Raw genomic sequence first — 23,633 nt, 5'->3', positions numbered from 1 at the left:
CTTAGCGGCAGTTGAGGGTGCGCTGGGCGTCGTGGAGGTTCTGCGGGCGTACGGATTCGGGGGTTCCGTACGCCTCCAGGCGCGTGTGGAGGTCGCCCGTGAAGTCGGGGACGTCGATCTGGCCGAACGGCGTCACCGTCGAGATGCCGACGCTCGCGCTCCAGGGAGCGAGGCCGTCGATCTTCATCAGACCCTCGCGGCCGTTGGTGACGCGGATGTTCCAGTGCGTGAAGCGGGCGCCGAAGAGGGGGCCCGCGCTGGCGTCGCCGCCGTGCTGGCCTGTGTTGTTGACCGTGATGTCCGTGCGTACGTTGGCGAACGGCAGGCCGCGGTGCGAGTCGAAGGTGCCCATCTCCATCACGCCCTTCGACCAGACGTTGTAGGAGGACAGGCCTTCCACATTGATGCCGTGCAGCTGGGTGTTGGGCGGTGCCGCCACCGTGCGCTGCGCGATCGTGAAGTCCTCGATCAGGTTGTCGTGCGAGCCCTCGCGGCAGAAGTACGGGTGGTGCGAGCCGCGGCCCTCGACGCGCGTGCGGGTGAGGGTGTTGGCGGAGGCGCCGACGAGGCCGAAGCCGTTGTCGACGTTGCGGACGGTGACGTCGTCCGCCCAGCAGTCGTACGCGCACTGGAAGACGACCCCGTTGTAGCCCTTGTCGAGGAGGTGGTCGGACTGCGGGGTGAGGATCGCTTCGAGGGTGAGGCCCTCGACCGCGGAGTTCACGAGCGGGGTGACCGTGGTCGTCAGGCGCGGGTCCCACTCGGGGCGGATGTCGAGCGGGAGCGGGCGTTCCAGGGTGAGTCGGCGGCCGTGGATGCGGGTGATGCGGACCGGCCACTCGTAGGGGACGTAGCTCGTGAGCTTGGTCTTGTCGTCCCAGTAGTACGCCTCGGGGCCCGCGCCGCCGCCCGACATGTGCTCCAGGAGCGTGTGCGACGCGTCGTCGGCGAGGCGGAGGAGGACCAGGTCGCCCCGGTTGAGGCGGCTCGTGTCCGCGACCTCGATCGTGCGGTCGCCCTGCTTCGCCGGGGCGACCGTGGTGAGGGTCTGCCACTCGTCGCGCTTGTTGCCGGTCCAGCCCTCGAAGGGCCAGGCCTTGGCCTGGATTGCCGTGGTGAGGGTGGCGAAACGGTCCTTGGGGCAGAGCCAGATGAGGCCGCCGGCCCAGGACCAGGAGGACTTCGTGCCGCCGTAGCGCGAACCGTAGACGCCGATCAGCTCGGTGAGGTTCTTCGTCGCGTAGAGCTTGGTGCGGGCGCTGCCGGCGCCGCGCAGGGTGACGTTGCTGTGGCCGATGCGGATCAGGTCGTCGATCCGGTACGTGCCGGCCGGGATGAGGACCGTGCCGCCGCCGCGTTCGCCGGCAGCGGCGACGGCACGGTTGATCGCGGGGGCCGAGTCGGTGGAGCCGTCCGAAGTGGCGCCGTAGTCGAGGACGTTGGCGACGACGGGGCGGTGGGGGCGCTTGCGCTCGCCGGTCCGGCGGCCTGCGCTGCCGATGTACGGGATCTGGGGGTGGGTGAAGGGGGTGCGGGCGAACTCCCGCCAGATGGGGGTGGTTTCGCCGGGAGAGGCTGTGGCGATGCCTCCGGTCGTGGCGACCGCGGCTACCGCTATCGCGCTGCCGAGGAGTCCTCGTCTGCTGATGTTCCCGATGGTCCCCATGAGCCCGCCTTCCATGGATGTGAACTCTGTTCACGTGTGCGTCGGCGGTGAGCATGCCACGGGGGCCGCAGGCGCGGAAGGGGTCATGCAGCTGTGAATTGGGTGTGAGCGAGCGCTACTTGGCGGGGCGCTGGGTCAGATGTGTGAACGCATCCAGATTGCGGGTCGACTCGCCGCGGGAGATCCGCCACTCGTACTCGCGGCGGATCGCACGCGCGAAGCCCAGCTCCAGGAGCGTGTTGAAGGAGCCGTCGGCCGCTTCGAGGACCACACCGAGGAGGCGGTCGATCTCGTCGGGGGTGACGGCGGCCAGGGGGAGCTTGCCCGCGAGGTAGATGTCGCCGAGGGAGTCGATGGCGTAACTCACCCCGTAGAGACGGAGGTTGCGCTCCAGGAGCCAGCGGTGGACGGCCTCGTGGTTCTCGTCGGGGTGGCGGATCACGAAGGCGTTGACCGACAGCGAGTGGTTGCCGACGATCAGGGAGCAGGTCGTGGAGAGCTTGCGGGTGCCGGGCAGCTTCACGACGTACGAGCCCGGCTCGGGGCTCTCCCACTCGAGCTCGGCATCCTTGAAGGTCTGCTCGATGACCTCGCGCGCGTCAGCCATGGTGCGAGCGTACGTGACGGCGGTGTTCCTGCACCGCGGCGGTGTAGACGTCCGCCGTCGCGGACGCCGCCGTGTCCCAGCCGAAGCGCCGGGCGTGGTGGGCGGCTGCGTCCCCCATGGAGTCCACCAGGTGCGGGTGGTCCAGGAAGCGGCGCAGAGTGTGGGCGTACGCGGCCGGGTCGTGGCCGGGGACCAGGAAGCCGGTCTCCCCGTCCCGTACCGCCACCGGAAGGCCGCCGACCGCTGCCGCGACGACCGGGGTGCCGGCCGCTTGGGCCTCTATGGCGACAAGGCCGAAGGATTCGTTGTACGAGGGCATGACCAGCACGGATGCGGCCCGGAACCAGTCCGCGAGCTGGTCCTGGCCGACCGGCGGGTGGAAGCGGACGACGTCCGCGATGCCGAGCCGCGCGGCCAGCTTCTGCAGGCCCTCGGGCTTGGCGAGGCCGCTGCCGGAGGGGCCGCCGACCACGGGGACGATCATGCGGCCGCGCAGGGACGGGTCCTCGTCGAGGAGGACGGCGACCGCGCGCAGCAGGATGTCGGGGGCCTTGAGGGGCTGGATGCGGCCCGCGAAGAGCGGGACGAAGGCGTCGCGGGGCAGGCCCAGGCGGGCGCGGGCCGCGGCGCGGCCGTCGGCGGGGCGGAAGCGGTCCAGGTTCACGCCGGGGTGGACGACGGCGACCTTGCCGGGGTCGGCCTCGTAGTGGCGTACGAGCTCGTCCGCTTCCTCGTCGGTGTTGGCGATGAGGCGGTCGGCGGCGCGGACGATCTGGGTCTCGCCGATGACGCGGGCCGCGGGCTCGGGGGTGTCGCCCTCGGCGAGGGCGGCGTTCTTGACCTTGGCCATGGTGTGCATGGCGTGGACGAGGGGGACGCCCCAGCGCTGGGCGGCGAGCCAGCCGACGTGGCCGCTCAGCCAGTAGTGGGAGTGGACCAGGTCGTAGTAGCCGGGGCGGTGGCCGGCCCAGGCCTGCATCACGCCGTGCGTGAAGGCGCAGAGCTGGGCGGGCAGCTCCTCCTTGGCCAGGCCCTCGTACGGTCCCGCGTCGACGTGCCGCACGAGGACGCCGGGGGCCAGCTCGACCAGGGGGTCCAGGCCACCGGTGGTGGCCCGGGTGAAGATCTCGACCTCGATGTTGATCGCGGCGAGGCGCTTGGCGAGCTCGACGATGTAGACGTTCATGCCGCCCGCGTCGCCGGTGCCGGGCTGGTGCAGCGGTGAGGTGTGCACGCTGAGCATGGCGATGCGGCGGGGCCTGCGGGAGCCGGTGAAGAGGCGGGAGGGCCTCGAAGGTGTGGCGAGGCGGCTTCCGAGCCGGGACACGTACTGAGTCACGTGGTGCGTCCTCCTCGTTACCCGTGCACGTCTCGCTGACGGGGCGCGGCTACCCCGTCAAAGAGCCAGAACCAGCGGAACCCTCTCTTTCATTTCCACTTTGCCAAATGATTACCTCGACATCGCTCGCATATCCTCGCTTCCATGGCCCCGCCCCACTCCCGCCCCGTCGGCGCCGTGACCCGCGGGACCACCAACCCGAACCGGCTGCGCCGCATGGACCGGTGGATCGCCGCTGTTCACGGGCGTGCGCTGGCCTCGGCGGACGCCCCCCTGGCCGTCGATCTGGGGTACGGGGCCGCCCCCTGGACCGCGGTCGAGCTGCTTGCGCGGCTGCGCACCGCCGCGCCCGCCGCCGAGGTGGTCGGGATCGAGATCGAGCCGGCGCGGGTCGCGGCGGCGAAACCGTACGAGCGCGAAGGGCTGACCTTCCGGCACGGGGGCTTCGAGGTGCCGCTGCCCGGCGGGCGGCGGCCGCTGCTGATCCGGGCGGCCAATGTGCTCCGGCAGTACGACGAGGAGGCGGTCGCCGCCGTCTGGGAGCGGCTCTGCGCGCGCCTCGCACCCGGCGGGCTCCTGGTGGAGGGGACCTGCGACGAGATCGGGCGGCGGCATGTGTGGGTCGCACTGGGGCCCGAGGGGGCGCGCACGGTCACCTTCGCAACCCGGCTGGGCTCCCTGGAGCGCCCCTCGGACCTGGCCGAGCGGCTGCCCAAGGCGCTGATCCACCGCAATGTGCCGGGTGAGCCGGTTCATGCGTTTCTGCGGGACTTCGACCGGGCGTGGGCGGCCGCCTCTCCGTACGCCTCGCTCGGGGCGCGGCAGCGCTGGATCACGGCCGTGCGTGAACTCTCGGCGGACTGGCCGCTGACGGACGATGCCCGCCGGTGGAGGCAGGGCGAAGTGACGGTGAACTGGTCGGCGCTGGCGCCGCGTTAGGGCGCGGGGCGGGGAACTTGTAGGAGATCTTGTTCGTATGAGACGGGTGTACGCCTCTGTCGCATTCGAGGAGGGCGTGGCAGTATCGCGCTGACTCGCTAAGTTACTGACGGTAAATCAGCTCTGGAGGGGGAGCTCGTGAACCGACGCCGCCGCGCCGCCGCCGCGATCACGCTGGTCTGCGCACTGACCATGCCGGTCCTCAACGCGACTTCCGCGCACGCCGATCCGCCCGCGCCCAAGAAGAGCCTCGAAGAGGTCCGCCAGGAGATCGACGACCTCTACCGCAGGGCGGGGTCCGCCACGGATGCGTACAACCGCGCCGTGGAGGACGCCAAGAAGCAGTCCGCGGAGATCGTCGGCCTCGCCCGGAAGATCGTCGCGGGCCAGCAGGCGATCGACAAACTGAAGGACCGGGCCGGGGCCGAGGCGCGCGAGCAGTACCGCAGCGGCGGGCTCCCGCTCGGGGCGCAGATGATGCTCAGCGGCGACCCGGACCAGTTCCTGGACGGGGCGGACCGGCTGCGGGCCGGGCAGCAGGCGACGCAGAACCTGCTGGGCGAGCTGAACCAGACCCAGGAGGACCTGGCGACGTACACAAAGGACGCGGGCACCAACTGGACGAAGCTGGAAGCCAACCGCATCAAGCAGGACAAGGCCAAGAAGCAGATCACGGAGCAGATCGCCGCGGCCAAGAAGCTGGAGTCCTCGCTGGAGAAGAAGGAGCGCGCGCGCCTCCTCCAGCTGGAGGAGGACCAGGAGTACAAGGCGCAGACGACCTGGCTGAGCACCGGAATACTGAACGAGATCAACAGCGCGGCGAGTGCCCAGGGGAAGCAGGCGGTGAAGTTCGCGACCTCCAAGATCGGCTTGCCGTACGTCTGGGGCGCCGAGGGTCCCAAGTCCTACGACTGCTCGGGGCTGACCTCACAGGCGTGGGCGGCGGCCGGGCGCCCCATACCGCGGACCTCGCAGGAGCAGTGGGCACAGCTCCCGCATGTGGCCATCAAGGACATGCGCCCCGGTGACCTCATCATCTACTTCAGCGACGCGACCCATGTCGGGATGTACATCGGGGACGGCGCGATCGTGCACGCACCGCGTCCGGGGCGGGACGTGACCATCGCAGGGGCGGGCTCGATGCCGATCCTCGGTGTTGTACGGCCCGACAAATAAACCCCGCGCAGCGGCCGCCCGGCGTGATGTATCTCATCCGCCGGAACCGGGCTCGTGCCCAATTGCGGTACAGGATGCGGCATATGACACTGGCCGGTTCCCTCCGGCCATTCCGCCGGGGCCGTCGCTAACGCTATGGTCCCCGACGGTGGGACGTCGTTCGTCGTTCCGCGCCCTCGGGGGGAGGGAAGGAAACCGAAGCGATGGAGAGCGGTCAGGTCGTTCTGCCCCACCAGACCAGGGGGCAGGACTCCACAAGCAGTGTCACCGGCCTCAACCTGCTGGTGATCGAGGACGACCCGGCAGGTACGTTCAGCGTGCCCGAGCCGCTCGACGCCGCAGGGACCCGCGTCCGTGTCAGGACCGCGCGCAACCTCACCGAGGCCGAGCGGCTGCTCACCGACGACGTCCACTGCATCCTGCTCGACCTCTCGCTGGGCCCCGCGGCCCTGGACCACATCCTGCGCATCGCACCGCGTCACGCCGTCCTGGCGCTGGCCGGGGACGGCCACGGGCCCGAGGACGCCGCCGAGGCCGTACGGACCGGCGCACAGGACTGCCTCTCCCGCGACGAGCTGGACGGGCGGCTGCTGAGCCGCGCCATCCGGTACGCGGTGGAGAGAAAGCGCGCCGACATCGCCCAGTACAAACTGGCCGAGTCCCGGCTGCACGCCCAGGAGAACGCCCGCCTGGAGCGCGGCCTGCTCCCCACCCCGCTCCTCGACGGCTCCGACCTGCGCTTCTCCTCGCGCTACCGCCCGGGCCGCTCCCGCGCCCTGCTCGGCGGCGACTTCTACGACGTCGTCCGCACCCCGGACGGCACCGTCCACGCGATGATCGGCGACGTCTGCGGCCACGGCCCCGACGAGGCGGCGCTCGGCGTCGAGCTGCGCATCGCCTGGCGTGCGCTGACCTTCGCGGGCCTCTCCGGGGACGATCTGCTCTCCACGCTCCAGCAGGTCCTGGAGCACGAGCGCGAGAGCGAGGAGCTCTTCGCCACGCTCTGCACGGTCGACATCGCCCCCGACGGCCGCCGGGCCGGCCTCTGCCTGGCCGGCCACCCGGCACCGCTGATCACCCGGGGCGACGGGCCCGCACAGCTCCTCCCGTACGAGAACGGCGGCCCGGCGCTCGGCCTGCTGCCGCGCGCCCGCTGGCCGCGCCGCCAGGTCGAACTGGGCGGCGTCTGGAGCCTGTTGATGTACACGGACGGGCTGATCGAGGGCCGGATCGGCCAGGGGAACCAGCGCCTGGGCCAGGAGGGCATGCTGGAGATGATCGACCGCCAGACGGCGGCAGGCCTGGGCGGCGAGAGTCTGCTGGAGGCGGCCGTCGCCGAGGTGCGCGACCTCAACGGGGGCGAGCTGACGGACGACGTGGCGGTCCTGCTGCTCGAGCGCCGCCGCTAGGTCGCTGGGGGTCAGCGGCCGCCGTTGTACGGCCCGTACGGACCGTCGCTGCTGGAGCCGCCGCCGCGGCGGCCACCGCCGCCCGTGATCTGCTTGATCGCGGGGCGCACGTCCACCATGTACACGATGGCCGCGACGAGCCCGATGACCGGCAGGAAGTCCAGGATCCCGAAGATCCACGGCAGGACGGCAGCGATGCCGAGAATGATCAGCCAGAACGGCTTGGTCTTCTTGTCCGCGGCCCGGTAGGCGTCCTCGCGCCGGGTGGCGGCGTCGATGAAGGCGAAGCCGGTGAAGATGATCAGGGCCCAGCTCAACAGCGACATGAACCCGAAGAAACCCTGCATCAGCACTGCGATCCACCACCCGTTAGTCCGGCCACGACACAGCCACCGTACAGAGAAAACGGGGCGGCCACCCAGAAGGTGCCCGCCCCACGACCTGCCGCCTGTTACTTGTCGGCAGCAGGCGTCGTCTTCTTGGCGGCCGTCTTGCGCGCCGTGGTCTTCTTCGCCGGAGCGGGCTTGGCCTCGGCCTTGGCGGTCTTCGGCTCCTCCGCGACGGGCTCGGCGACGGGCTCCGGGTCGGGCTCGACGACCGCGGCGATCTCGGAGATCTCCTCGGCGGCCTCGCCGCGCCACTGCTTCACGGCCAGCTCGCCGTGCTCGGCGACCTTCTCGTACGCCTCGCGCGCCTTGACCGCGTACTCGGCGGCCAGACCCACACCGCGCAGCGCGAAGTCCTGCGTGGTCTCACCGATCTTCTTCAGGTCGGTGTCGAGCGTGGAGAAGAGCTCGTTGAACTTGGCCTGAGCGGTGGCCTGGGCCTCCTTGGCCTGCGCAACTGCCTTGTCCTGCACGGCCTTCGGGTCGGTCTTGCGTACGGCGTCGATACGCGCCGGGGCCTCGGCCTGGATCTTCTCGATCAGCGCCGGAACCTTCTTCGCCTGCTGTACGGCGTAGTCGGCCGTGCCGGCGGCGAAGTAGATGGGGGTGCGCAGTTCATCGGTAATGGCCATGACTGTGGTCCTCCCGGATCAGTTCAATGCTTACGAGGGTGGGTCGGCATCCGCATCTGCCGCGAGCCCGTCCGCGCTGTTCTCCTTGCGGAACGACTCGTAGATCTGAAGCAGCACCTGCTTCTGGCGCTCGTTGATGGAGGGGTCCGCCATGATGACGGCCCGCGTCTCCAACTCCTCCCGCTCCCGCTCGTCGAGGATCCCGGCCTGCACGTACAAGGTCTCCGCGGAGATCCGCAGCGCCTTCGCCAGCTGCTGCAGAATGTCCGCGCTCGGCTTGCGCAGGCCGCGCTCGATCTGACTGAGGTACGGGTTGGACACCCCGGCGGCGTCGGCGAGTTGACGCAGCGACAGCTGCGCGTTGCGCCGTTGTTCGCGCAAGTACTCACCGAGATTGCCGACGTTGAGCGATGCCATAGGGAGATGCTGCACCCTCGCCGCTAACTTTTGCAAGCGCCTGCTTGCAAAAGTGTGCCACGCCACTGCGGACCAACTGGTCGGTCTGGACCCCTTGTTCCCGGCCGCACACCGATGAATACTGCGCCACGCACACGCTTTCGGTATACCAAAACACCCACAAGGATCAATGTGCGAAGACTCATCACAAAACCCGCCCTCGTCGCCGCGGCCGCCACAGCGGTCGCCGCGATGACGACAGGGGCCCCGGCCACCGCCGCGACCGCGGCGCCGTCCGGCCCGTCCACCCCGTCCGTCCCGTCCGCAAAGCAGCAACAACACCCTCCGCACCGCGTGCAGTTGATCACCGGCGACGTGGCCGAGGTGACCGGCGGGCGCGTCACCGGGTTCGACCCGGCGCCCGGCCGCGAGAACATACCCGTACATATCGAGAACGACGGCAAGCGCTCCCTCGTCGTGCCGATCGACGCCCAGCGGCTGATCACCGAGGGCAAGCTGGACGACCGGCTCTTCGACGCCGCGCAGCTCGACACGGCCGCCGCGCGCACCGCGTACAAGGGCGGCCTCAAGGTCATCGTCGGCTACCGGGGCGCCGCCTCCACCGCGCGCGCAGAGGTACGGGACGCCGGGGACACCAAGGTCCGCCGCACCCTCAAGGCCCTCAACGCCGAGGCCCTGACCACCCCGGCGGCCGACCTCCCCGCCCTGTGGAAGTCCCTCACCGCCGCCTCCGACAACGCTGTCATGCGGACGACGGCCCAGGGCGTCGCCCACATCTGGCTGGACGGCACCCTCAAGGCCCAGCTCGACGTCAGCGTCCCGCAGATCGGCGCGCCCGCCGCGTGGCAGGCGGGCTTCGACGGGAAGGGCGTGAAGGTCGCCGTCGTCGACACCGGTGTCGACGCGGACCACCCCGACCTGGCGGGCAAGGTCGTCGCCGGGCAGAACTTCTCCACCTCGCCCGACAACCTGGACCACCAGGGTCACGGCACGCACGTGGCGTCCACCATCGCCGGTTCCGGCGCGAAGTCGGGCGGCAAGTACAAGGGTGTGGCCCCCGGCGCGAGCATCATCGAGGCCAAGGTCCTCGACGACACCGGCAGCGGCGACGAGTCCAACATCATCGCGGGCATCGACTGGGCGGTCGCGCAGGGCGCCGACGTCGTCAACATGAGCCTGGGCGGCCCGGACAGCACCGACGCCGACCCGCTCGAAGAGACGGTCGACCACTACAGCAACACCAACGGCGTCCTGTTCGCCATCGCGGCCGGCAACGAAGGACCCGGCGCGAGCACCGTCGGCTCCCCCGGCTCCGCGGACAGCGCGCTGACCGTCGGCGCCGTCGACAGCGACGACAAGATGGCCGACTTCTCCAGCCGCGGACCGCGCATCGGCGACGGCGCCATCAAGCCGGACGTGACGGCCCCCGGCGTCGACATCACCGCCGCCTCGTCCCCCGGCAGCGTCATCGCACAGGAGGTCGGCGAGAACCCCGAGGGGTACGTCACCATCTCCGGTACGTCCATGGCGACGCCCCATGTGGCAGGCTCCGCCGCCCTGTTGAAGCAGCAGCACCCGGAGTGGAAGGCCGCCCAGCTCAAGGGTGTCCTCACCGGCTCCACCAAGGACACCGGCTTCGCCGCGTACGACCAGGGGTCCGGCCGTATCCAGGTCGACCACGCGATCAAGACGACGGTGTACGCCGAGCAGACCTCGCTCAACTTCGGCAACGCCGTCTGGCCACACGAAGACGACCAGCCGATCACGCGCACCGTGACCTACCGCAACACGGGCACGGCGGACGTCGCCCTCGATGTGGCCGCGAGCGGTACGGACAAGGACGGCAAGGCCGCCCCCGCCGGCATGTTCACCGTCAGCCCGGCGCAGGTCACCGTGCCCGCGGGCGGGACCGCGGACGTCACCGTCACCGCCGACACCAAGGTCGAGGCACCGGACGGGCAGTACACCGGTGCCGTCGTGGCGAGCGGGGCCGACCAGGCCGTGCGTACCGCGTTCGTCGTCAAGCGCGAAGTGGCGTCGTACAACGTCGAGTTGAGCCACCTGGGGCGCGACGGCAAGCCCGCCGCGCACTTCCAGACGTACGTGAAGGGGCTGACCGGCGAGGCCGCGGGCCAGGAGTTCGCGTTCGACGAGGACAGCGCCTCCACTTCGGTGCGGCTGCCGGTGGGCGAGTACAACGTGCAGGGTGTGGTCGTCGCCGACCGCGCCGACTCCACCAAGGGCATCGACTGGATCTCACAGCCCAAGCTGACCGTGGACAAGGACCAGAAGGTCACCCTGGACGCGCGCACCGCCGAGCCGGTCGACATCACCGTTCCCGACCGGGCGGCGAAGCCGACCCAGGCGTACATGATCTACGCGGTCAAGAAGGGCTACACGAGCTACCAGTTCGGCTGGCAGCTGGCCTCGTACAAGAACGTCCGGGTCGCGCACCTCGGGCCTCAGATCACCGACGGCTCGCTGGAGCAGCTCTTCGACGCGGACTTCGTCAAGGGCGACGACACGCAGTACTCGCTCGCGTACGGCGGTCCGGTCAAGCGCCTGGCCACCGGGTTCGCACGGCACGAGAAGAAGCGGAACCTCGCGTCGGTGAAGGTCGGCCTCGGGGAGTCGGCGCCGGGCAAGGACGCCTACTTCTCGCCTCTGCCCACGCTGAAGGACTCCCTCATGGGCGCTGCGGCGGGCCGGATGCCGCTCGCCGCACCGGGCACGCAGCACCTGTACCTGTCCACGGCGGACGGCGTGCAGTGGACCCTCAACATGGAGCAGCTCGGTGACACGCTGCCCAACGGCTGGCGGCTGACCGACTCCTCGCACCGCGTGAGCTTCGCAACGTACCGGGCGGGGCGTACGTACACGGAGAACTTCAACACCGGGGTCTTCGGTCCGGTCGTCGACCCGGCGAGCTACACGGGTCTGATGCGCTCCGCGGGTTCCCTGTACGCCTTCGTCAACTCCTTCGACGACGGCCAGGGCCACCCGGGCAGCGTCCTCGACGCGGTCGCCCACACCACCCTGACCCAGGACGGCAAGGTGATCGCGGAGAACGACGCGTCGATCGACTTCGCGTCCTTCCCGGTGCCTGCGGAGGAGCACGAGTACACCCTCAGCTCCACCAGCACGCGTGACCCGAAGATCGGACGCGTCGGAAATCGCATCGACACCAGCTGGACGTTCCGCTCCAAGGACGGCGACAAGGAGCTGCCGGGCTCCATGGTCCGCTTCCACCCCGCTCTCGACCTGCAGTCGCAGGCCAAGGCGGGCAAGAAGATGTCCATGCCGGTGGAGGTCCAGGGTCCCGCGGCCGGGGACAACCTCAAGTCCCTTGTGGTGCAGGCCTCGTACGACAACGGGGTCACCTGGCAGACCCTGCTGGTGAAGCACGACAAGGCCGAGCTGCGCGCCCCCGCCAAGGGCAAGGGTGTCGCGCTGCGGGCCGAGGTCGTCGACCTGCAGGGCAACATCTCCAAGGTGGCCGTGTACAACGCGTTCCTCGGACGCTGACGGCCGTGAGCCCCGCCCGGCGTGTGCCGGGCGGGGCTCATCGGCTCAGCTCGCGGCCGTCCCGAACCACCTGGGCAACTGCGCGAGCAGCTCCTCCTGGTCGTCCCCGACCCACGCCACATGCCCGTCCGGCCTCAACAGCACGGCGGGCACGTCCAGTTCGTCGCTCACGTCGACGACGAGGTCGACCCGGTCCGCCCACCCCTCCACCGACAGCGTGCCGGTCTGGTCGAGGAGGATCCCGCGGCCCTCGCGCATCAGCTCGTACAGACGGCCCCGCTTCAGCTGTACGTCCCGCAGCCTGCGCCCGAGCAGTTCGTGGCCCTCGCCGAACGCATAGCGGATGTCGACTGCGGTGATCATCCCGGTGATGTACCGGTTGACCTCCTCGAAGTCCATCAGCTTCGTGAACAGCTCCCGCAGCGCGGCCGCGCCCGGGGTGGTCCCGAGGAGCGTGATCTGTGCGCGGGTGCTGTTCACCACGCGCTCGCCGACCGGGTGCCGTTCCTCGTGGTACGTGTCCAACAACCCTTCCGGCGCCCACCCGTTGACCGTCGCGGCCAGCTTCCATCCCAGGTTGAACGCGTCCTGCACCCCGAGGTTGAGCCCCTGCCCGCCGGTCGGCGGGTGGATGTGCGCCGCGTCGCCGGCCAGGAAGGCCCGTCCGACGCGGTACTGCTCGGCCTGGCGCGTGGCGTCGCCGAACCGCGAGAGCCAGCGGGGCGAGTGCACCCCGAAGTCGGTCCCCGCGACCTCCCGCAGCCGCGCCTTGAACTCCTCCAGGGTCGGCGCCACCCGGTCCTCGGCGACTCCGTCGGCGGGGACGACGACCCGGTACGTACTGTCCCTGTTGTCGATGACGCCGAACCGCAGCTGCGTCTTGCGGACCTCCTCGGTGACGGCCATGACCGTCTCCAGGTCCTCGGTCATCTCCATGTCGCCGAGCAGCGTCTCGACCGTGGGCGGCTCGCCGACGAAGTCGACGCCGAGCGCCTTGCGTACGACACTGCGGCCGCCGTCGCACCCGACAAGATAGCGCGAGCGAAGGCTCGTACCGTCCGCGAGCTCTACGGTCACCCCCTCCGCGTCCTGGCTCAGCCCGGTCACCTCCACACCTGCCCGGATCTCGGCCCCGAGCTCCAGGGCACGCTCCTTGAGCAGGCGCTCCGTCTCCGGCTGCAGGCTGGAGACGCCGAACGGATGCGCCGTGTCCAGCCGCTCGGGCCACGGCTTCGCGATGCCACCGAAGAGCCCGCCGGCCTGGAACTTCTCGCTGTTCGCGAGGAAGCGCTCGAGCAGACCGCGCTGGTCCATGATCTCGACGCTGCGCGCGTGCAGACCGCGTCCGCGGGTCTCCCCCGTCGGCGCGGTCAGCTTCTCCAGTACGACCACCTCGACGCCGTGCAGGCGCAGCTCTCCGGCGAGCATCAGGCCGGTCGGTCCGCCGCCCACCACGATCACATCAATCATGAAGTCCCCGTATTCCCGCTTGAGTTACGACGCTCTGACCTCGTCGTTCCGGCTTCGATCGCCGAGTATGCGGGACACCCCGGGCCTTGCCGCAAGGCCCGGGGTGCGCTATATCTTGGGAGTGGAAAGGAGCGGAGCTCTCCTTTCCTTTTTTGTTTTCCGCCCCTCGGGCGCCTACCGCGTGAGTGCGGCCGGGTCGTCGAGGCGCGTCAGCTTCTCCGGGTTCCGCACCAGGAACACCCGCGTGATCAGCCCGTCCTCCACGACCACGCTCACCGCGGCCGGTTCGCCGTCGACCTCGATGCGGCCCGCGGGCGCACCGTTGAGCCACAGGGTCTCCACGTCCACCGGGGTGACCTCCACCCGGTGCGCGCGGCCGAGGATCCTCGCCACCAGATCGGCTCCGTGGACCGGTGTCAGCGCGGCCGCCGCGATGCCGCCGCCGTCGGCGATCATGACCACGTCCGGTGCCATGACCTCCATCAGCTCCTGCAGTTGCCCCGTTCGCAGGGCGGCCAGGAACCGCTCCACCACCGCCTGCTGCTCCGACCGTGCCACCTGCATCCGCGGCTGCCGGGCCGCCACGTGGTCGCGGGCGCGCCGGGCGATCTGCCGCACGGTGGCGGCGGGCTTCCCGACGGCTTCGGCGATCTCCCCGTACGGCATGTCGAAGACCTCGCGCAGGACGAACACCGCACGCTCGGACGGCCCGAGCGTCTCCAGGACGGTCAGCATCGCGATCGAGACGCTCTCGGCGAGCTCGACGTCCTCGGCGACGTCGGGGGTGGTGAGCAGCGGCTCGGGCAGCCACTCGCCGACGTAGTCCTCGCGGCGGCGCGACAGGGTGCGCAGGCGGTTGAGGGCCTGGCGCGTGACGATCCGGACGAGGTACGCCCTCGGGTCCTTGATCTGCGTGGCGTCCACGTCGGCCCACCGCAGCCAGGACTCCTGCACGACGTCCTCGGCGTCGGCGGCGGAGCCGAGCATTTCGTAGGCGACGGTGAAGAGGAGGCTGCGGTGGGTGACGAAGGGGTTCTCGGTCATGCCGCGGACGCTACGCCCGAGCGCTCGGGGCGCGCAGCCAGAGGGACTTCACAGGCCTCGGAGTAGCCCTGCGACGTGATGCCGTGCGCCGTGTTGGTCCTGGAGGCGAAGTTGGCGAAGCCGATGAACACGGTGAGTTCGACCAGCGCCGCCGGGCCGAGCCGGTCCAGCAGGCCGGCGGACAGCTCGTCGGTGACGGTCGGGGGTGTGTTCGTCATGGCCTCGGCGTACTCCAGCACGTCCCGCTCCAGGGGCGTGAAGAGGTCCGACTCCCGCCAGCGCGGCACCTGGCTCGCCTTGGCCAGGTCCAGGTTCTGGTTCTGCGCGGCGAAGTAGTTGATGTCCAGGCACCAACTGCAGCCGATCTGGGCCGCGACGGCCATGTGCGCGAACGTCTTGAGGCCCGCGTCGGCCGCGTTCCACGAGCCCACCTTGGCACTGAACTCCTGGTTGGCGCGGGCGAGTTCTGGCTGGTTGAAGAGCACTTCGACGGGCTCGGGCACGGAACCGAGCGCCTTGATCATGTTGTCCTTGAGCTCGGTGGGGAGCTCCGCCTTGGGAATCCGGATAGCCATGGTGTCCTCCTCGGACATCGGCCTGGGTGTCTGTCGGGCATGAAGACACCGGCCGGTCCGCGGATGTGACACCTACGCCTTGCGCGCCCGCACCGCGAGTACGGCCGCCAGCAGTGTCGGTACGAGAAGGAGCGTGAACGCCGCCCCGTAGCCCACGAGTTGGCCCGAGCCGAGAACCAGGCCCGCGTTGAAGACGGCGGACGCGACGCCCAGGATCGCGATCTGGCCCAGGTTCTGGCTCGTCTGCATCGCGCTGCTCGCGTAGCCCTGGCGGTCGGCGGGGCTGTGGGCCAGCGAGAGGAGGGTGAGCGACGGGGCGAGCAGGCCCATGCCGATCGCCGCCACGACCATCGCGGACGCCGCCGTCACCGAGGGCATCGAGGGGATCGTGCCGACCGCGGCCAGCACGACTGCCACCGCCACGATCAGCGCTCCGGCCGCGACGATACGGTCACGGGGCCGGTCCGCGAGGAGATGGCCCTGCACCCAGGACGAGGCGGCCCAGGCCACGGCGGCGCCCGTGAAGACCAGGCCCGTCATGACCGGGGCCACGTGCCGTTCGGTCACCAGGAGCAGCGGGACGAAGGCCTCCACCGTGAAGAACGTGCCCGACGCCAGACCGCGCAGCAGCACCGTCGCCGGAAGTCCCCGTACGGCACGCCACGTCCCTGTTGGCACCAGACGCGGAGCGAAGACCGTCAGGACCGCCAACGCCCCTACGGCGCACAGGAGATGAGTGATGTCCCAGCCGGAGACCGCGTACTGCCCGAGCGCCGCACCCACGCTCACCGCCGCCGCGATCAGCAGCGGAGGGCGCGGTGCCCGCTCCCCCGTCCGTACGGGCGCGGGCGCACTGCCGGGGCGGTCGCGCAGCAGCGCCACGACGACCAGCGACGGGATCAGCGTCAGTACGGCCAGTCCGTAGAACACCATGCGCCAGGACCACCAGTCGGCGACCAGACCCGCGAGGGGCGGGCCCGCAAGGGACGGCACGACCCAGCAGGTGCTCGCCAGGGACAGGGCGCGCGGCTGGAGGCGGGTGGGGTAGGCCTGGCCGATGGCGGTGTTGACGGAGACCGCGACCATTCCGGCGGAGATCCCGTCCAGGAAGCGTCCGGCGGCGAGCTGCCAGATCGACGTACTGGAGGCGGAGACCAGCAGGGTGATCACCGCGAGGACCGTGCCCACGGCCAGCGGGCGGCGGGCCCCCGAGCGGTCGGCCCAGTCGCCGCCGATGACCGCGCCCAGCAGGCTCGCGGCGACAAAACAGCCTGCGACCAGCGGAAACAGCGGTACGGCGTCGAGGTCCCGTGCAGCCACCGGCAGAGTCGGCACGACGGCGAGCGCGGCGAATCCCGTCAGGAACTCGACGGCGGCGAAGCTGATGGTGGTGGCCAGATAGGTCCGGGACCAGAGCCCCTCCCCGTCGGCTTCGGACCGTATCGGGGCGTGCTCGGCCATCTTCGGATCATCTGTCACGAGTGCCCAAGCTATGCGGGGCCCGTGGTGCGTGCCACTGGTTTTCGAAGCGCCGCCGGGCACCCCGATAGCCACTTATTTGTGGGTACTTGTGGGCGCGTGGCGCTCCGGCGAATCTTGAAGTCAAGCAGGTCAGGCAGGTCAAGAAGCCGGCCGGTCCCTGGGGAGCCGCTCCAGGCGGCGGTGGCCCCAGTCGGAGAGCGGCGCGAGCGCGGAGGAGAGCTCGCGGCCGAACGGGGTGAGCGAATACACCGTTTTCAGGGGCAGTTGGTCGTGCACCTCGCGATGCACCAGACCGTCGGTCTCCATCTCGCGGAGCGCCTGCGTCAGCACTTTCTCGCTGAGCCCCGGCAGTTTGCGGCGCAGTTCGCCGGGGCGGTGCTCGCCGTCCTCGAGCAGCCACAGCAGGGCGGTCTTCCACTTGCCGTCGATCACGGCGATCGCGGCGGTCACTCCACAGACGTTCGGATCCTGTGCACGGCCGCGCGTCATCGTCGTCCCCTTTGTCATCGTTTTCCACTGTTCTTACGGGAGTTGAACCATGTCCGAGCAGGCCACCGCCCCTCACCAGTCTGCCGTCACCGTCATCGGTCTGGGCCCGATGGGCCGCGCCCTCGCCGGAGCGTTCCTCGACGCGGGCGTCCGCACCACCGTCTGGAACCGGACGCCCGGCCGCGGCCGGGAGCTCGTCGCGCGGGGTGCCGTCGCCGCAGCGACTGCCGAAGAGGCCGTCGCGGCAAGCGAGTTGACCGTTGTATGCGTGGTGAATTACGACGCCTCGGACGACGTCCTGCGCCGCGACGAGGTCACCACCGCCCTCAAGGGCCGCACTCTGCTGAATCTGAGCGCCGACGCCCCCGCCCGCGCCAGGGACACCGGCGACTGGGCGGCCGCGCACGGCATCCGCTACCTCGACGGCGCGATCATGACGCCGACCACGACCATCGGCACCCCGGCCTCCGTCTTCCTCTACAGCGGCCCCGCCGATCTCCACCAGGAGCACCGCCCCGTCCTCGACGCGCTGAACGGCACGCACACCCACCTCGGCGAGGAGATCGGGCGGGCGGCGGCGTACGACATCGCCCTCCTCGACCTCTTCTGGACGGCGATGGCGGGCTTCACGCACGCCCTGGCGCTGGCAAAGGCGGAGGGGGTCTCGGCGCGCGAACTCGCCCCGTACGCCCAGGGAATCGGGGCGATCCTGCCCCCGCTCTTCGCCGAGTCGGCGGAGGAGGTGGACGAAGGGACGTACTCCGGCGAGGGCAATCCGCTGACCTCGGCCGTGTCGACGATGGCCCATGTCGTCCACACCTCCGAGTCCCACGGCATCGACGCGAGCCTGATGCGGGCGGCCGAGGGGATAGCCCGCCGCGCCATCGGCCTGGGCCATGGCGCGGACGGGCTGACCCGGATGGCGGAGGTCCTCGGCCGCCGCTGACGAGGGCCCGATCAGACGGCGGGGACGCCCAGTTCGAGCGCCGCCAGCCGCTCCTTGTCCGCGATGACGTCGATCTCCGTGATCGCGCCGTCGACGAGCGTGAAGGCGAGGACCACCCGCAGCCGGCCATGGGGAGCCATCGCCAGACCGACCGACCCGTCGACGAGCACCGCACCGGTGAACTGCGCACGGCCCGTGGCCGCCATCGCACCCTTGGCCACGGCCTGCGCACCACTGACCAGGACGGGCTCGGGTGTCGGGACGACCGAGCGGTCGGCCCGGAGCACGACGTCCGTGTGGAGCAGGGCCACCAGCGCGTCGAAGTCCCCGCCGCGCGTGGCGGCCAGGAAGGCGTCGACGACCTGGCGCTGGAGGGCCAGGTCGGGGACGGGCACGGGGGTGCCGCCCTTGACGCGGCGGCGGGCGCGGCTGGCGAGCTGGCGGGTGGTGGCCGTCGACCGCTCGATCAGCGGGGCGATCTCGTCGAAGGGCACGGCGAACATGTCGTGCAGGACGAAGGCGATCCGCTCGGGCGGCGAGAGCGTGTCCAGGACCACGAGGAGCGCGAGCCCGACGGAGTCGGCGAGCAGCGCCTCTTCCTCGGGGTCGACGCCGTCGCGGTCACGGGCCGCCACGTCGTTCGTGTCGTACGCGTCGATGGGCTCCTCGCGCCGGGTGTCGCGCGAGCGCAGCATGTTGAGGCAGACCCGCCCCACCACCGTGGTCAGCCAGGCGCCCAGGTTCTCGACGCCGGTGGTATCGGTCCTGTCGTAGCGCAGCCAGGTCTCCTGGACGGCGTCGTCGGCATCGCTGAGCGAGCCGAGAATCCGGTACGCGACCGCCCGCAGCCTGGGCCGATGCTCCTCGAAGCGGTCCGCTCCCAAAGAATTTTCCCCCACCGGTCACATTCCTCTCCCGCGGCGGGTCGAAGAAGCAGACCCACCGAAACGACACTGGAGGACATCATGACCGCAGCACCCATCCTGGTCACCGGCGGTACGGGCACCCTCGGCCGTCTCGTCGTACCGCTCCTGCGCGAGGCCGGGCACACGGTGCGCGTGCTCAGCCGCAGCGCCCGCGAGGCCGAGACCGGTGTCGAGTACGTGGCCTGCGACCTGCTGAAGGGCGAGGATGCGGCAATCGAGGCCGCCCTGAAGGGAGTTGGGACCGTACTCCACCTGGCGGGCGGCCCCAAGGGCGACGACGAGGCGACACGCAACCTGGTGCGGGCCGCGCAGAAGACCGGCGTACAGCACCTCGTCTACATCTCGGTGATCGGCGCGGACAAGCTCCCCGTCGCCTGGCTGAAGACGAAGCTGGACGCCGAGCAGGCGATCGCCGGGTCGGGCATCCCGTGGACGACGCTGCGCGCCGCCCAGTTCAACGACCTGGTGCTGGACGTGATGGAGAAGATGGCGAAGCTCCCGGTCATCCCGGTGCCCGGCGGGATGCGCTTCGAGCCGGTCGACGCGCGCGAAGTCGCCGCCCGCCTGGTCGAGTTGACGCTCGCCGAGCCCGCGGGCCTGGTGCCCGACCTGGCGGGCCCGAAGGTGTACGGCATGGCCGACCTGAGCCGCGGCTACCTCAAGGCGCGCGGCAAGCACCGCCTGATGATGCCGGTCCGCATGCCCGGAAAGGCGGGCCGCGCCTACCGCGCGGGCGACAACCTGGCCCCCGCGGGCGCCGTCACGGGCCGGCGCACCTGGGAGGACTTCCTGGCCGAGCGGGTGGGCTAGTGCGCCTCCGGGCCGAGCGTCGGGTAGTCGGTGTACCCCTCCTCGCCGCCCGCGTACATCAGCCCCTTGTCCCGTACGGCATTGATCGGCGCCCCCGTACGCAGCCGCTCCACGAGGTCCGGGTTGGCCAGGAACGGCCGCCCCAGCGAGATCAAGTCGGCGCCCGCTACGAGGAGTTCCTCCGCCTTCGCCCGCCCCCCGTCGGCGGGCAGCGGACCTCCCCAGCCGAGGACGGGGTTGGCGATCAGCGTGCCGGGCCAGTTCTTGCGGATCTTCTGGAACAGCGGCTGCTCCGGGTCGGCGAAGACGACGTGCAGATACGCGAGCCCGTCCTCGGCCAGCGCGTCGACGAGCGCCGGATAGATGTCCTCGGTGTCGTCCTCCTCGATCCCATTGACGGCGACACCGGGCGCGATGCGCACCCCGACCCGCTCCGGACCGATGGCCTCGGCGACGGCGCGGACCACTTCGAGGGTGAAGCGGATCCGGGCGGCGACCGGGCCGCCGTACGCATCGGTGCGGTGATTGGTGTTCCGCGAGAGGAACTGGTGCAGCAGATAGCCGTTCGCGCTGTGCACCTCCACCCCGGCGAACCCCGCATCGACGGCCCTGCGGGCGGCCGCGGCGAAGTCGGCGACGGTGGCACTGATGTCGTCGAGCGTCATCTCCCGTGGAACGACGGCGGGTTGGTGCCCGGTCGGTGTGTGGATCGTGTCGGGCAGCGGAACGGGCGACGGCGCGAGAGGGGTGAGTCCGCTGTTGTCGGGGTGTCCGACCCGGCCGCCGTGCTGCAGTTGCAGGAACATCCGCCCGCCGGCCGCGGCCACCGCGTCGGTCACGCGCCGCCATCCTGCGACGTGGGCGTCGGTGTGGATCGCGGTGATGTTGGCGTACGTCTGGCCGACGGCGTTCGGCGTCGCGGCCTCCGCGACGATCAGTCCTGCGGTGGCGCGCTGGGCGTAGTACGTGGCCATGATCGGCAGCGGGGTGCCGTCGGCGGCTGCCCGGTTGCGGGTCATGGGGGCCATGACCAGACGGTTGGGAAGGTCGAGGGTGCCGAGGCGGGTGGGCCGGAAAAGCCGGGAGTCGGTGTTCATGGCCCCGACTCTGCTCCCGGGTGCTTCGGGGCCGCTGACGGTCTGCTGACGGTCCCGGCCGGAGACCCCCAATCCGTACCCTTGCGGATCATCTTTTACGGACCGAATTGATACCCTGGGTCCCATGACCTCCATGGCAGCCACCCAGGCCACGAACGACCTCTCCTACCTCCTGGACCACACCAGCCACGTCCTGCGGACCCAGATGTCGGCACGGCTCGCCGAGATCGGGATGACCCCGCGGATGCACTGCGTCCTCGTCCACTCCCTGGAGGAGGAGCGCACCCAGGCCCAGCTCGCCGAGATCGGCGACATGGACAAGACCACGATGGTGGTGACGGTCGACGCCCTGGAGGAGGCCGGTCTCGCCGAGCGCAGGCCCTCGTCCCACGACCGGCGGGCCCGCATCATCGCGGCCACCGAGAAGGGGGCGCAGGTCGCCGTCGAGAGCCAGAAGATCGTCGACAGCGTGCACAACGACGCCATCTCCTCCCTCCCCAAGGCCGACCAGAAGGCCCTGCTCCACGCCCTGAACCTGCTGGTCGAGGGGCATCTGTCCACACCCGCCGAGAGCCCGCGCCCGGCCCGTCGCGCCCGCCAGAGCAAGTAACAGAGATCCGGAACCCAGAACCAGGAACCCGAAGAAGAGAGACCGAAAGAAATAGTCTGCAACAAAACCATCTGCTAATGTCTCACCTGTCACCTCAACGACAGGGAGAGACCGCATGTCTGCCACAACTGCTTCCTCCGCCCCGGGAGTTCTCCGCTCCCGCCGGCTGGCGCTCGGCGTCGTCGCCACCGGCCTGCTGATGGTCGTCCTCGACGGTTCGATCGTCACCGTGGCGATGCCCGCCATCCAGAGCGACCTCGGCTTCACCCCCGCCGCGCTCAGCTGGGTCGTCAACGCGTACCTCATCGCCTTCGGCAGCCTGCTCCTCCTGGCCGGGCGGCTCGGTGACCTGATCGGCCGCAAGCGCATGTTCCTCGCGGGCACCGCGGTCTTCACCGCGGCCTCGCTCCTCGCGGGCGCCGCCACCTCCCCCGCGCTCCTGATCGCCGCACGCTTCCTGCAGGGCATCGGATCCGCGATGGCCTCCGCCGTCAGCCTCGGCATCCTCGTCACGCTCTTCACCGAACCCAAGGAACGCGCAAGGGCCTTCGCGGTCTTCAGCTTCACCGGAGCGGCCGGGGCGTCGATAGGGCAGGTCCTCGGCGGCGTACTCACCGATGCGCTCAGCTGGCACTGGATCTTCTTCATCAACCTCCCCATCGGCCTCGCCACCCTCGCCGTCGCCGTCCGCGCCCTCCCCGCCGACCGCGGGCTCGGCCTCAAGGCCGGCGCCGACGTCATCGGCGCGCTGCTGGTCACCGCAGGGCTGATGCTGGGGATCTACACCGTCGTCAACGTCGGTGAATTCGGCTGGACTTCGGGGCGCACCCTGGGCCTCGCCGCGCTCTCCCTGCTGCTGATCGCAGGCTTCCTCGTACGGCAGGCCACCGCGCACACCCCGCTGATGCAGCTGCGCATCTTCCGCTCCCGGTCCGTCACGGGCGCCAACCTGGTCCAGATGCTGATGGTCGCGGCCCTCTTCTCCTTCCAGATCCTGCTCGCGCTCTACCTCCAGAACGTCCGCGGCTACAGCGCCTCCGAGACCGGCCTCGCCATGCTCCCCGCCGCCGTCGTCATCGGCGCCGTCTCGCTCGGAGTCGCCACCCCGCTCATCGCCCGCTTCGGCGAGCGCAAGGTGCTGCTGGCCGGGATCCTGCTGTTGATCGGACTGCTCGGGATGCTCACCCGCCTTCCCGTGCACGCCAGTTACGCGGTCGATCTGCTGCCCGCGATGCTCCTCGCCGCCGGCTTCGGGCTCGCACTTCCCGCACTGACCACGCTCGGGATGTCCGGAGCGCGGGAGGACGACGCGGGGCTCGCATCGGGGCTCTTCAACACCACGCAGCAGATCGGCATGGCGCTGGGCGTCGCCGTCCTCACCACCCTCGCGGCCTCCCGCACCGACCGCCTGCTCGGCGAGGGCCACAGCCGCGCCGAGGCGCTGACCGGCGGATACCACCTGGCCTTCGGGGTCGGGGTGGGGCTGCTGCTCGCGGCGCTCGCGGTGGCAACCTTCGTACTCCGTACGCCGAAGACCGCCGCCGCCCGCACCACCGAGCACACGATCGCCGCCTGACAACTCTCCTGCACAGAAAGGCTGTTGAGATGTCGAAGAAGCCCGGATCCGGTCCCGCCCCCCGCACACTCACCGACGAGGAGCTCTCCGCACTGCTCCAGGCGCAGCAGTTCGGGACGCTCGCCTCCGTACGGAAGACCGGCCACCCCCACCTGTCGACGGTCCTCTACAGCTGGAGCCCCGAGGAGCGCATCGTGCGGGTCTCCACCACCGCCGACCGCCTCAAGGTCCGCCAACTGCGCCACGATCCGCACGCCTCCCTCCACGTCCAGGGCCCCAACGTCTGGTCGTTCGCCGTGGCCGAGGGCGAGGCGGAGGTCTCCGAGGAGACCACCGTGCCCGGGGACGCGGTCGGGCGCGAACTCCTCGCCCTGACACCGGGGTTCGAGGATCCGGAGGAGGAGGCCGGCTTCCTGGAGCAGCTGGTGGACGACCGGCGGGTGGTCGTACGGCTGAGGGTCTCGCGCCTGTACGGAACCGCCCTGGACATCCCCGGCCTGGACTGACCCGGT

The 23,633-nt window shown here is 70.4% G+C and carries 22 protein-coding genes; 9 read left to right on the top strand and 13 right to left on the bottom strand.

Translation table 11 applies throughout. The features are described 5' to 3' along the window. Position 1: 1 nt before the first annotated feature. The 3 genes from OG707_RS21400 to mshA form a co-directional block, all read right to left on the bottom strand. On the bottom strand, positions 2–1,666 hold the full coding sequence (locus OG707_RS21400; protein WP_329120658.1) for a glycosyl hydrolase family 28-related protein: 1,665 nt from the start codon (positions 1,664–1,666) through the stop codon (positions 2–4). Between the two features lie 115 nt (positions 1,667–1,781). After that, complete coding sequence (locus tag OG707_RS21395; protein ID WP_329120656.1) at positions 1,782–2,273, bottom strand: YbjN domain-containing protein; 492 nt, start codon at positions 2,271–2,273, stop codon at positions 1,782–1,784. Next, complete coding sequence (gene mshA, locus OG707_RS21390) at positions 2,266–3,612, bottom strand: D-inositol-3-phosphate glycosyltransferase (RefSeq protein WP_329120655.1); 1,347 nt, start codon at positions 3,610–3,612, stop codon at positions 2,266–2,268. Before mshA ends, OG707_RS21395 begins: the two co-directional genes overlap by 8 nt. A gap of 144 nt (positions 3,613–3,756) precedes the next feature. Between mshA and OG707_RS21385 the strand changes: the two genes are divergently transcribed. From OG707_RS21385 to OG707_RS21375, 3 genes are all read left to right on the top strand, one after another. Continuing rightward, positions 3,757–4,551 carry a class I SAM-dependent methyltransferase gene (locus tag OG707_RS21385; RefSeq protein WP_329120653.1) on the top strand — a complete coding sequence of 265 codons (795 nt, stop codon included), beginning with the start codon at positions 3,757–3,759 and terminating at the stop codon, positions 4,549–4,551. Positions 4,552–4,743: 192 nt separating this feature from the next. After that, the gene (locus OG707_RS21380) at positions 4,744–5,727 is read left to right on the top strand and encodes an NlpC/P60 family protein (RefSeq protein ID WP_443071491.1); all 984 of its coding nucleotides are present in this window, start codon (positions 4,744–4,746) and stop codon (positions 5,725–5,727) included. A gap of 203 nt (positions 5,728–5,930) precedes the next feature. Further along, positions 5,931–7,136, top strand: a complete 1,206-nt coding sequence (locus OG707_RS21375; protein ID WP_329120649.1) for a PP2C family protein-serine/threonine phosphatase — start codon at positions 5,931–5,933, stop codon at positions 7,134–7,136. An 11-nt stretch (positions 7,137–7,147) separates the two neighbouring features. Here the strand turns inward: OG707_RS21375 and OG707_RS21370 are convergent, their stop codons facing one another. The 3 genes from OG707_RS21370 to OG707_RS21360 form a co-directional block, all read right to left on the bottom strand. Next, positions 7,148–7,483, bottom strand: coding sequence for a DUF2516 family protein (locus OG707_RS21370; protein ID WP_329127903.1), 336 nt, complete (start codon positions 7,481–7,483; stop codon positions 7,148–7,150). Positions 7,484–7,587: 104 nt separating this feature from the next. Beyond that, on the bottom strand, positions 7,588–8,154 hold the full coding sequence (locus OG707_RS21365) for a hypothetical protein (RefSeq protein WP_329120648.1): 567 nt from the start codon (positions 8,152–8,154) through the stop codon (positions 7,588–7,590). 30 nt (positions 8,155–8,184) lie between these two features. Beyond that, entirely contained in the window at positions 8,185–8,571 is a 387-nt protein-coding gene (locus tag OG707_RS21360; RefSeq protein WP_329120646.1) for a helix-turn-helix domain-containing protein, read from the bottom strand. A gap of 171 nt (positions 8,572–8,742) precedes the next feature. Between OG707_RS21360 and OG707_RS21355 the strand changes: the two genes are divergently transcribed. After that, entirely contained in the window at positions 8,743–12,096 is a 3,354-nt protein-coding gene (locus OG707_RS21355; RefSeq protein WP_329120644.1) for a S8 family peptidase, read from the top strand. Positions 12,097–12,141: 45 nt separating this feature from the next. Here OG707_RS21355 and rox read toward each other — a convergent pair whose 3' ends face one another. The 5 genes from rox to OG707_RS21330 all read right to left on the bottom strand — a co-directional run bounded on the left by rox (position 12,142) and on the right by OG707_RS21330 (position 17,156). After that, the gene (gene rox, locus OG707_RS21350; RefSeq protein WP_329120642.1) at positions 12,142–13,566 is read right to left on the bottom strand and encodes a rifampin monooxygenase; all 1,425 of its coding nucleotides are present in this window, start codon (positions 13,564–13,566) and stop codon (positions 12,142–12,144) included. 174 nt (positions 13,567–13,740) lie between these two features. Further along, complete coding sequence (locus OG707_RS21345) at positions 13,741–14,610, bottom strand: RNA polymerase sigma-70 factor (protein ID WP_329120639.1); 870 nt, start codon at positions 14,608–14,610, stop codon at positions 13,741–13,743. Further along, positions 14,607–15,185, bottom strand: a complete 579-nt coding sequence (locus OG707_RS21340; protein WP_329120637.1) for a carboxymuconolactone decarboxylase family protein — start codon at positions 15,183–15,185, stop codon at positions 14,607–14,609. Before OG707_RS21340 ends, OG707_RS21345 begins: the two co-directional genes overlap by 4 nt. A 72-nt stretch (positions 15,186–15,257) precedes the next feature. Continuing rightward, positions 15,258–16,646 carry an MFS transporter gene (locus OG707_RS21335; protein ID WP_329127902.1) on the bottom strand — a complete coding sequence of 463 codons (1,389 nt, stop codon included), beginning with the start codon at positions 16,644–16,646 and terminating at the stop codon, positions 15,258–15,260. A gap of 159 nt (positions 16,647–16,805) precedes the next feature. Then, complete coding sequence (locus OG707_RS21330) at positions 16,806–17,156, bottom strand: winged helix-turn-helix transcriptional regulator (protein ID WP_329120635.1); 351 nt, start codon at positions 17,154–17,156, stop codon at positions 16,806–16,808. Between the two features lie 49 nt (positions 17,157–17,205). Between OG707_RS21330 and OG707_RS21325 the strand changes: the two genes are divergently transcribed. Beyond that, a complete protein-coding gene (locus OG707_RS21325) occupies positions 17,206–18,102 on the top strand; it encodes an NAD(P)-dependent oxidoreductase (RefSeq protein ID WP_329120633.1) in 897 nt (298 codons plus the stop codon). Between the two features lie 11 nt (positions 18,103–18,113). Here OG707_RS21325 and OG707_RS21320 read toward each other — a convergent pair whose 3' ends face one another. Further along, positions 18,114–19,001: a sigma-70 family RNA polymerase sigma factor gene (locus OG707_RS21320; protein WP_329120631.1), complete on the bottom strand. Its 888-nt coding sequence runs from the start codon at positions 18,999–19,001 to the stop codon at positions 18,114–18,116. A 66-nt stretch (positions 19,002–19,067) separates the two neighbouring features. On the opposite strand from OG707_RS21320, the gene OG707_RS21315 reads away from it, so the two are divergent. Beyond that, positions 19,068–19,838 carry an SDR family oxidoreductase gene (locus OG707_RS21315; protein ID WP_329120630.1) on the top strand — a complete coding sequence of 257 codons (771 nt, stop codon included), beginning with the start codon at positions 19,068–19,070 and terminating at the stop codon, positions 19,836–19,838. On the opposite strand, the gene OG707_RS21310 is transcribed toward OG707_RS21315, so the two are convergent. Further along, positions 19,835–20,935, bottom strand: coding sequence for an alkene reductase (locus OG707_RS21310; RefSeq protein WP_329120628.1), 1,101 nt, complete (start codon positions 20,933–20,935; stop codon positions 19,835–19,837). The genes OG707_RS21315 and OG707_RS21310 overlap by 4 nt on opposite strands. A 124-nt stretch (positions 20,936–21,059) precedes the next feature. Here OG707_RS21310 and OG707_RS21305 point away from each other — a divergent pair, with 124 nt between their 5' ends. The 3 genes from OG707_RS21305 (at position 21,060) to OG707_RS21295 (ending at position 23,627) form a co-directional block, all read left to right on the top strand. Continuing rightward, positions 21,060–21,545: a MarR family winged helix-turn-helix transcriptional regulator gene (locus OG707_RS21305; RefSeq protein WP_329120626.1), complete on the top strand. Its 486-nt coding sequence runs from the start codon at positions 21,060–21,062 to the stop codon at positions 21,543–21,545. A 115-nt stretch (positions 21,546–21,660) separates the two neighbouring features. Further along, positions 21,661–23,121 (top strand): MFS transporter, encoded by a 1,461-nt coding sequence (locus OG707_RS21300; protein WP_329120624.1) that lies wholly within the window; start codon positions 21,661–21,663, stop codon positions 23,119–23,121. Positions 23,122–23,150: 29 nt separating this feature from the next. Next, positions 23,151–23,627, top strand: coding sequence for a pyridoxamine 5'-phosphate oxidase family protein (locus OG707_RS21295; RefSeq protein WP_329120622.1), 477 nt, complete (start codon positions 23,151–23,153; stop codon positions 23,625–23,627). The last annotated feature ends 6 nt before the right edge of the window (positions 23,628–23,633 follow it).

Origin of the sequence: Streptomyces sp. NBC_01465, from assembly GCF_036227325.1 — a bacterium.
GTDB lineage: Bacteria > Actinomycetota > Actinomycetes > Streptomycetales > Streptomycetaceae > Streptomyces.
The sequence above is the reverse complement of the archived record's forward strand: the minus strand, read 5'-3'. Positions and strand labels throughout refer to the sequence as shown.

What these genes read in the sequence shown, in the direction of transcription:
- OG707_RS21400 (WP_329120658.1), bottom strand. Translation starts at nt 1,666, where the DNA reads ATGGGGACCATCGGGAACATCAGCAGACGAGGACTCCTCGGCAGCGCG.
- OG707_RS21395 (WP_329120656.1), bottom strand. Translation starts at nt 2,273, where the DNA reads ATGGCTGACGCGCGCGAGGTCATCGAGCAGACCTTCAAGGATGCCGAG.
- OG707_RS21385 (WP_329120653.1), top strand. Translation starts at nt 3,757, where the DNA reads ATGGCCCCGCCCCACTCCCGCCCCGTCGGCGCCGTGACCCGCGGGACC.
- OG707_RS21380 (WP_443071491.1), top strand. Translation starts at nt 4,744, where the DNA reads ATGCCGGTCCTCAACGCGACTTCCGCGCACGCCGATCCGCCCGCGCCC.
- OG707_RS21375 (WP_329120649.1), top strand. Translation starts at nt 5,931, where the DNA reads ATGGAGAGCGGTCAGGTCGTTCTGCCCCACCAGACCAGGGGGCAGGAC.
- OG707_RS21370 (WP_329127903.1), bottom strand. Translation starts at nt 7,483, where the DNA reads ATGCAGGGTTTCTTCGGGTTCATGTCGCTGTTGAGCTGGGCCCTGATC.
- OG707_RS21365 (WP_329120648.1), bottom strand. Translation starts at nt 8,154, where the DNA reads ATGGCCATTACCGATGAACTGCGCACCCCCATCTACTTCGCCGCCGGC.
- OG707_RS21360 (WP_329120646.1), bottom strand. Translation starts at nt 8,571, where the DNA reads ATGGCATCGCTCAACGTCGGCAATCTCGGTGAGTACTTGCGCGAACAA.
- rox (WP_329120642.1), bottom strand. Translation starts at nt 13,566, where the DNA reads ATGATTGATGTGATCGTGGTGGGCGGCGGACCGACCGGCCTGATGCTC.
- OG707_RS21345 (WP_329120639.1), bottom strand. Translation starts at nt 14,610, where the DNA reads ATGACCGAGAACCCCTTCGTCACCCACCGCAGCCTCCTCTTCACCGTC.
- OG707_RS21340 (WP_329120637.1), bottom strand. Translation starts at nt 15,185, where the DNA reads ATGGCTATCCGGATTCCCAAGGCGGAGCTCCCCACCGAGCTCAAGGAC.
- OG707_RS21335 (WP_329127902.1), bottom strand. Translation starts at nt 16,646, where the DNA reads ATGGCCGAGCACGCCCCGATACGGTCCGAAGCCGACGGGGAGGGGCTC.
- OG707_RS21330 (WP_329120635.1), bottom strand. Translation starts at nt 17,156, where the DNA reads ATGACGCGCGGCCGTGCACAGGATCCGAACGTCTGTGGAGTGACCGCC.
- OG707_RS21325 (WP_329120633.1), top strand. Translation starts at nt 17,206, where the DNA reads ATGTCCGAGCAGGCCACCGCCCCTCACCAGTCTGCCGTCACCGTCATC.
- OG707_RS21315 (WP_329120630.1), top strand. Translation starts at nt 19,068, where the DNA reads ATGACCGCAGCACCCATCCTGGTCACCGGCGGTACGGGCACCCTCGGC.
- OG707_RS21310 (WP_329120628.1), bottom strand. Translation starts at nt 20,935, where the DNA reads ATGAACACCGACTCCCGGCTTTTCCGGCCCACCCGCCTCGGCACCCTC.
- OG707_RS21305 (WP_329120626.1), top strand. Translation starts at nt 21,060, where the DNA reads ATGACCTCCATGGCAGCCACCCAGGCCACGAACGACCTCTCCTACCTC.
- OG707_RS21300 (WP_329120624.1), top strand. Translation starts at nt 21,661, where the DNA reads ATGTCTGCCACAACTGCTTCCTCCGCCCCGGGAGTTCTCCGCTCCCGC.
- OG707_RS21295 (WP_329120622.1), top strand. Translation starts at nt 23,151, where the DNA reads ATGTCGAAGAAGCCCGGATCCGGTCCCGCCCCCCGCACACTCACCGAC.